At 62.6% G+C, this 2594-nt stretch carries 3 protein-coding genes; all 3 read right to left on the bottom strand.

Going from position 1 to position 2594, the window contains the following annotated elements:
* Positions 1-955: glycosyltransferase family 4 protein (locus ACSJJT_RS12190; RefSeq protein ID WP_435918529.1), on the bottom strand; the 955-nt coding region annotated here is incomplete at its 3' end.
* The gene (locus ACSJJT_RS12185; RefSeq protein ID WP_435918528.1) at positions 948-1826 is read right to left on the bottom strand and encodes a glycosyltransferase; all 879 of its coding nucleotides are present in this window, start codon (positions 1824-1826) and stop codon (positions 948-950) included. The genes ACSJJT_RS12190 and ACSJJT_RS12185, both read right to left, overlap by 8 nt.
* Before the next feature lie 155 nt (positions 1827-1981).
* On the bottom strand, positions 1982-2594 hold a 613-nt coding region (locus ACSJJT_RS12180), incomplete at its 5' end, for a sugar phosphate isomerase/epimerase family protein (protein ID WP_435918527.1).

Here is a 2594-nt window from a genome sequence, read left to right as displayed (position 1 = left end):
GGAGTCCCTGCCGGATGGCCACTTCCGCCAGCGCTTCGACGTCATCGGCCTCGGCGATGCACCGGGCAGGAAGGATCTCTGGGTTGCCGCCGACCGGGCTCGCGGCCACGCCCATTCCCTGCGCGAGGGCGTCGAGGAGGGTGTAGGAGCAGTTGTCCGACTTTGAGGGTTGAACGATGACGTCATGGTTGGTCATCGCCTCGCCGGGACGGACGAAGCCGGGGAAGCTCGCCTTGTCCTCGAGGCCCAAGCGGCGCGTCAGGGTCTTGAGAGAGGCTTCCTCACTCCCGGTCCCGGCCACCGTCAGGGTCGCCTCCGGATGCTCACGGGTGATGTGCTCGAAGGCACGAATCGTCGCGGAGATGTTCTTCTCCTTCGACAGTCGCGCGAGGGACAGCAACCGCAGACCAGGCTCGCGGGACGGCGGGGTGGTGGGACGGTCGATGCCGTTGAGCATGACCGTGATCGGCCCCTTCGCATGCCACTGGTGACGTATTTCCCGTTCTGTCGCCTGAGACACGGCGATGACATGGGCGAATCGGTGCAGCCGGACACGGTGGGCTGTCTCCATGAAGACTGCCGAAGCCCGGTTCGGGTGATACATGAACCGGTCCGTCGGGATGGTGTGCTCGGTCGAGACCAGCTTGACTCCGGTGCCCACCGAAGCCATTGCCGACAGGAAATCGGCCTTGGCCAGGTGGGAATGCACGATTGCAGGTTTGAGCCGCGAGATCGTGGAGCGCAGGGTGGTCACGGCAGTTGTGGTGCTGTTTTCAGTGGGAAGATCAACGACCTCGACGTTCATGTCGCGCAGCCGGTTGGCCAACGGTCCAGCGGGGCACGTGATGACCATGCGCCATCCGGGAATCCCAACCGAGGCGACGTCAAGGACATGGCGAGCTACGCCGGCAAGATTGCTTACCGGACAGACCCACAAGGCTGTCGTGTCATTCATGGACGGGCCTCACCCCCTGGATCGTTGTGATTTGCGTGTCGAGTTCGGCCATCGCCCGTTCAAGGGTCGGTGTCGAGACTCCCATGGACGTGGAAATGTCAGCGATCCGGTGGCGCCAGTCCAGGTGTGTCAGGGCATGGGCTTGCAGGCGACGCGACAGCGTGGGAGTCCACGACGTAGCGGCGTCGGTGAGGAAGGTGATGCCTTCCTCCCGCGAGGATACCGGCATGCGGATGAGGCCTTCCTCAGGAAGTAATTCAGCGGCTTGACAATGCGGGGGGGTTCCTGCCACGAGGGTGCCGCATGCAGCGGCGTCGGTGAATCGCGCCGAGATGTATTCGCGAGTCGGGTGGGTATAATTCGCTGGGCTGGACATGTTTCCAGATGCGAGGACGATCTTTGATCGCAGTAGATGGGAAGTAACGGCTGCTTCATTCGACGCGCTGTCCGGCTGTCCGGGGAACGTCCCCTGAAAGGACAGGCCTGCCGCTTTCAGGACGTCCCGTGAAATGTCGTCGTCCTTCCAGGCGTTGGGCTGACGCCCGAGACGGAGCACGTCAATGTCGCGATCCCTTGGTTTGATCTTGGACCAACGCAGTGCATCGGTCCCCCACGGCGCCCAGGACACCGGAATGTTGACTCTCGTCTGGTAGTCGTCAATCAGTTCCCCATCTGTGATCCACAGGTGGTCGAGGATATGTCCTTGGCGGGCGAAGCGGGGTAGTAGGTGGTCCCAAAAGGAGTCAATGATCCACCCATGAATCGTTCCATATCGGCCGGCGAGAACCTTTGAGCGAGCCAGAGAGAGTAGGTCTCCGGGGTTGGCGCAGATGACAAGGAGAGGATCCTTGCCTCGGTGTCGTGGTGACATGGCCAAGGCCTGCCGCCACATTGGCGTTGCCGACTCGCTGGAAACGATCGTCAGATCGGTTTCCCACAGTTGGGCGACGAGATGTCCTAATTCGGTGACTGGTGCCCATCCCGTTGGCGTAGTGGTGGGGAAGACGCACCAGACTTGCGGTGTATTCAGAACCATTGTTCGAGCCTTTCGAGAGCCGTCCAGAATCCCTCGCCATTGTTGACGTGGCCCTGCCAGATCTCCGGGATGAATGTGACTCCTGGAGCCAGCTCGTCGAGCTGTTTGGCGGTCATCGGCCAGTCGATCTCGCCCTCACCGATCTGCGGGCCCTCCCCGTCGACACCTTCGGCGTCGACGATGTGCAGGTGGTCGCTGAGCGGTGCCAGTTTGGCGATGTACTCGCTGAACGGGATCTTGTTGAAGTTGGCGGCCAACTTGGAGTGGGACAGGTCGAGGGTGAGACGACGTCCGTACTGGTTGCAGAAGTCGACGGTGTCGTTGAGGCCCATGAAGAGGTTGTGGTGCTGCTGGCCACCCATGAGCCACGGGTAGGGCGGCAGGGTCTGCGAGGTCAGACGGACCCCGTCCTCGTCGATGCGCTCGAGGGCCTGGGCGATCCGGGCGTACATGGCCGGGCGCTCCTCGGGGGCCACGAAGGCGTCCTTGGTGAACCCGCCCATGGTGCAGATGACGACCGGGGGCTCCTCGGCGTCGAACCACGTGTCGAGGTCACGGGCGATCTGGATGACCTTCTGGACCTCGACGATCGAGCGCTCCCAG

Origin of the sequence: Cutibacterium nasicola (assembly GCF_051303185.1) — a bacterium.
GTDB lineage: Bacteria > Actinomycetota > Actinomycetes > Propionibacteriales > Propionibacteriaceae > Cutibacterium.
The sequence above is the reverse complement of the archived record's forward strand: the minus strand, read 5'-3'. Positions and strand labels throughout refer to the sequence as shown.

Excerpts from the sequence above, each read along its gene's own strand:
- ACSJJT_RS12185 (WP_435918528.1), bottom strand. The coding sequence starts at position 1,826 with ATGTCACCACGACACCGAGGCAAGGATCCTCTCCTTGTCATCTGCGCC.